The organism is Dehalococcoides sp., assembly GCF_041654235.1.
GTDB lineage: Bacteria > Chloroflexota > Dehalococcoidia > Dehalococcoidales > Dehalococcoidaceae > Dehalococcoides > Dehalococcoides mccartyi_B.
The window spans coordinates 1-3752 of record NZ_JBAZDW010000089.1 but is presented as its reverse complement, the minus strand read 5'-3'; the positions used below and the strand labels follow the sequence as shown (position 1 = coordinate 3752).

Genomic DNA, 3752 nt, shown 5'->3' with positions numbered 1-3752 from the left:
GCCTGCACAAGTTTATCGCCGCAAACGGTTATGAGATATCCGGCCCGCATGAGGAAGAATATCAATCCAAACCGGATGCCAAAGTACTAAAAACCCTTATCCGCTACCAGATAAAGAAACGAAAATAAACCGGGTACAAGACAAGGATACATCATGAAATCTTTGGTTATATATGATTCATTTTACGGCAACACCGAGCAAATTGCCCGGTCAGTAGCCAGTGCTATCGGCAGTGGTGCTGAGGTATGCAGAGCAACCGAAATCAGTCCGTCAAAACTGCTTACCTTTGACCTGGTCATATTCGGCTCGCCGACTCAGGGCGGCCGTCCTACCAAACCCTTGCAGGAATTGATTAAAAATCTTCCCACCTTGAAAGGTATTAAGGTAGCATCATTTGATACCAGATTTTCCAACCCGATAGTCAAAATATTCGGCTTTGCCGCTGACCGCATAGCCGCATCGCTGACCCAAAAAGGCGGACAGCTTTTAGCCCCGCCGACCTGGTTCTTCGTAGAGACTGAAAAAGGCCCTCTAAAAGAAGGCGAACTTGAACGTGCCGCCGCTTGGGCAAAGGAACTCATAAAATGATTTGGGGGTGGTAGCCTGCCCTTATAGCCGTATAAACCAGATGATTACCGGCAAACAGTAAAGCGGGCAGCCACCTTCTTTATCAAGTGAAATAGACCTAATAGCCAGCTCAGGCCTTGCGGGTATTTCCTCTGGACAGGGACGCAAAGATACCCAGAAAACACAGCGTAGTAAAAAGTATCATAGCGGTACGCATGCTGGTCAGAAAACCTTCATAATTCTCCGGACCAATCTGAACCGGCCCCAGTATCAGGGAAAACAGGAACATAACCACCGCCAAGCTTATCATCTGGCCGGAAAGACGCATGGTGGAAAGCGTTCCTGAGGCCACCCCGTAGTGTTTTCTCTCAACCGAACTCATAACCGCATTGGTATTTGGAGAAGAAAACAGGGCAAAGCCCAACCCCAGTAATATCAATGCAGTTATTATAAATACCAGCGGAGTGTCCGTGCTCAGGGTTGACAAGAGGGCCAGCCCGATAGTAGTTAAGCCCATACCGGCAGTAGCCACAAAACGCGGTTGAATGCGGTCTGAAAGCCTGCCGGCAAAAGGCGACAGACAGGCCTGAACAATGGGCATAGCCACCAGTACCAGCCCGGCAGATTGGGGACTGAAACCTTTTATATACTGCAAATACAGGCTCATCAAAAAGCCCACCCCGAAAGTAGCACTGTAATTTATAAGAGCCGCCAGATTGGACAAGATAAACGGACGGTTACGCTTAAACAGGCGTACATCAAAAATAGGGCTGGTGAAATTCAGTTCCCGCCAAATAAACACGCTGAAAGCTATAAGGCCTGCCAGTATATACCAGACTGCAGTCGGGTCAGGCAAAATGGTAGTGCCGGCCATAGCCGCCACCACCCCAAGCCCATATACCAGTGAACCCAGATAATCAAATTTTTCACCCTTGGATTCGGCCATATCCCAGCCGCGCATCTTCCAGAAAATAAACCCGATAACCATCAAACCCAAAGGCACATTTGACCAGAAAATACTCCTCCAGCCAAAGTTTTGGGTAAGAAAGCCCCCCAGAAAAGGCCCGGCAGACAAACCTATATATACTGCCGCTACATTTATCCCCAGCACCCGTCCCCGCATACCGGGAGGAAAAGCCGAAATGAGAATGGGAGCAGAAGTACCGAATATACCGGCACCGCCCACACCCTGAATAATCCGGCTGAATATCAGCCAGCCTTCATTGGGAGAAAGTGCAGAGGAAATTGAAGCCAGAGTATAAATAATGATGCCGATAGTCAATATACGTTTGCGCCCGTAGATATCCGCCAGCCTTCCGAAAGGCACCAGACAGACCACTGCCGCCAGAATAAAGGCGGTGGCTATCCAGCTAAGGTGGACGGCATCAATACCGAATTCTTCGCCCATGGAGGGCAAAGCGATATTTATAGATGATGAAATAAAAGGAGTCAGGAAGGCACTTAAGGTCGTAACCACCAATACGGCTTCCTGACTTATCTGTCTCTTGGGCAAATCTGGCTGAGTCATAATCTACTTATTATAATCCAAATAGCTCTGGCAGAAAAATCAAACCCTTTTTCAGAGAATAAGATTCATCAACCCGCCCACCCCGAAAGCCGCAATCAGCATGACCAGTACTGATTTCAAGGCATCTCTCTTTCCCAGTTCGCGGAAAAGTATTACCAGCGAAGCAATGCAGGGAAACAGCATGGCCAGCACCAAACTGGCAACCACCAGTTGTTCAGGCCCCATATCCAGAGGACCCATCAGCGCCATAGCCGCATCCTTACGCAAAAAACCCACCACCAGAGGCACAGCCGCTTCAGCCGGCAAACCCAGAATGCCGGTCACCACCGGCTCGGCCGCTTTGGCGATAACATCAAATACTTTAGTGAAATTTAGTATATTTATAACTGCCACTACCCCCAGTATGATAGGCAAAGCCTCTTTCAGAAAACTTTTAATCCTGAAGGCCAGCTTTTTAAATACCAGATTGACAGGGGGCAGGCGATAGGGAGGCACTTCCAAAAGGAGTTCGGGACTGAAACCGGGGGTAATCTTGTTCAGAATCATACCCAGCCCCAGCCAGACTGCAAACAGGGTACCGAAAACCAGAAAAACATACCCTATCCCGAATCCCCCCAGCATGCCAATTATCATGGCCTGCAGAGAAACGCAGGGCACCGCCACTGAGACCAGAGTAGCCGCAATAAAACGCTCACGACGGCTTTCCAGGCTGCGGGTAGCCATAATAGCCGGCACGTTACAGCCCAAACCCAGCAAAGTGGGTATAAAGGCAAATCCATGAAGGCCCAAATGGTGCATCACATTGTCCAGCAGCACCGCCAGACGGGGCAGATAGCCGGTATCTTCCAGTATGCCCAAAACCAGATAAAAGGCTACTATGTACGGCAAAACCATGGCAAACGGCACATACAAACCGCTGGTAAGGAGTCCCAGAGACTCTTTGAAGTTTATTTCCCCGCCGGACACATTACCCACCAGCAGTCCGTGCAGAAAACCGCTGCCGCCTAAAGCATCGGAAAGAGAATGCACTACCGGTGCCCACAGGTTATCGAAAATGGGGTCAAATACATAACTTATCAGCCCCTCGCCCACAAAACGCACCACCAGAAAAACTGCCGCCATAATCAGCATAGCCATAAACACACCCAAAACAGGGCTCACACTGGCATCCGCCAGCCTTTCCCCAAGGGTGTGGTGTCTGTGGGTTATTTGCTGTACTTGGTGAATAATACCGCCGATACGTTGCCAGCGTTCATCCTGCCCCTGTACGGCCAGAGAAGGAATTTGGGGTGAAAGCAACTGTACCACCAACTGTTTTATACCCTCGCCGCTGGTAGCCGAGGTTGGAGCTATGGGCACGCCCAGTATTTCCGAAAGCCTATCCAGCTCTATTTTTATGCCCTTGTGGCGGGTCTCATCCCACATATTCATAGCGATAACAGTAGGCAAACCCCTTTCCAGAAGCTGCTGGGTAAGATACAGGTTTCTTTCCAGATTAGTGGCATCTACTACGTTCAGAATTATTACTTCGCCCTCTTTGTCAGCCGCCACTTCGTCCAGCATCCGTCTGGCCACGGTTTCCGCTTCGCAGGTAGGCTCAAGGGTATAAGAACCGGGCACATCTATAACCTCGGCAATTTCATCACCCAGCTTCATC

General features: G+C 49.6%; 3 protein-coding genes. 1 reads left to right on the top strand and 2 read right to left on the bottom strand.

The window, feature by feature from the left end:
- The first annotated feature begins 153 nt into the window (after window positions 1-153).
- Window positions 154-588, top strand: coding sequence for a flavodoxin family protein (locus WC259_RS07890; RefSeq protein ID WP_078409771.1), 435 nt, complete (start codon window positions 154-156; stop codon window positions 586-588).
- Window positions 589-697: 109 nt separating this feature from the next.
- On the opposite strand, the gene WC259_RS07885 is transcribed toward WC259_RS07890, so the two are convergent.
- Both WC259_RS07885 and WC259_RS07880 read right to left on the bottom strand, forming a co-directional pair.
- Entirely contained in the window at window positions 698-2095 is a 1398-nt protein-coding gene (locus WC259_RS07885) for an MFS transporter (RefSeq protein ID WP_011309841.1), read from the bottom strand.
- A 51-nt stretch (window positions 2096-2146) separates the two neighbouring features.
- A partial coding sequence (locus WC259_RS07880) for a nucleoside recognition domain-containing protein (RefSeq protein WP_372644133.1) occupies window positions 2147-3752 on the bottom strand: 1606 nt, incomplete at its 5' end.

Coding starts and splice junctions, on each gene's coding strand:
- WC259_RS07890 (WP_078409771.1), top strand. CDS start 154: ATGAAATCTTTGGTTATATATGATTCATTTTACGGCAACACCGAGCAA.
- WC259_RS07885 (WP_011309841.1), bottom strand. CDS start 2,095: ATGACTCAGCCAGATTTGCCCAAGAGACAGATAAGTCAGGAAGCCGTA.